This is a genomic window from Campylobacter concisus (assembly GCF_002912425.1).
Classification (GTDB): domain Bacteria; phylum Campylobacterota; class Campylobacteria; order Campylobacterales; family Campylobacteraceae; genus Campylobacter_A; species Campylobacter_A concisus_AH.
Window position 1 is genome coordinate 1 of record NZ_POYR01000161.1, and the last position, 820, is coordinate 820.

Below are 820 nucleotides of genomic sequence, written 5' to 3' on the forward strand. Positions count from 1 at the left end.
AGTATAAAGGTATCCAAGAGAAACTAAGAAAGTGGCTTTTGCCTATTGCCTTAATATCAGTGCTTCAAATTTTCAAATTTGTAAAATGGCTATTTTATTTGGTAAAAACCAAGGGGTCTTACTATAAAAGCTATGATGCAGTAATTATATTTCAAGAGGATAAAGTGCTAAATATACTCGCTACTTCAAGATTTGAGAGAGCATTAATAAAAAAGTACTTTCTAAAAAAGTTTAAAATAGATATAGATGAGTTAGAATTTTATAAAGAGTTAGGTCATAATTACGAGAGTATTAAAATAGGAGAATAATTTGGACAATCTAAATCAAGCGAAAAGAGATAAATTCTTAAATAATCTAGAGATGGCTAAAAATTTACTGACTGTAGCTGGTGATATTGCAACATCGGTTTCTCCTTTGAAAAATATAAGTAGCGCTAAAGGTCTTATTTTGATGCAATTAATTACCAGAGAAATTATGGTTGATAATGACAAGAAATAAATTTATCTCATAATAACTAAAGTAAAATTTTCGAATAAGGAGTGAAACTCATGGATAGTAATCAAGAAAAACCCGTTTTAGTAATAAAGCGAACAAGAATATTTGGCTCAGTTTTTAACGCTTTTATTGGATTTTTAACCATTTTTATCTCTATATTTTTATTGCTATCAGGGGAAGTAAGGTTAGCTATATTTGGTGGAATACTATTGCTGCTAGCTTTTTTTGCGTATATATTACCTCTTATGCTCCAGAGTGTTATTTTTTATGATAATTTTTTTATTGCAAAATATAAATTTTGGTCGCAAACTATAAAATATACTTA

General features: G+C 27.9%; 3 protein-coding genes. All 3 read left to right on the forward strand.

Going from position 1 to position 820, the window contains the following annotated elements:
• Positions 1 to 308: hypothetical protein (locus CYP84_RS10830; RefSeq protein ID WP_180996406.1), on the forward strand; the 308-nt coding region annotated here is incomplete at its 5' end.
• Position 309: 1 nt separating this feature from the next.
• Positions 310 to 498 carry a hypothetical protein gene (locus CYP84_RS08605; protein ID WP_103637272.1) on the forward strand — a complete coding sequence of 63 codons (189 nt, stop codon included), beginning with the start codon at positions 310 to 312 and terminating at the stop codon, positions 496 to 498.
• Between the two features lie 50 nt (positions 499 to 548).
• A partial coding sequence (locus tag CYP84_RS08610; protein WP_141089209.1) for a hypothetical protein occupies positions 549 to 820 on the forward strand: 272 nt, incomplete at its 3' end.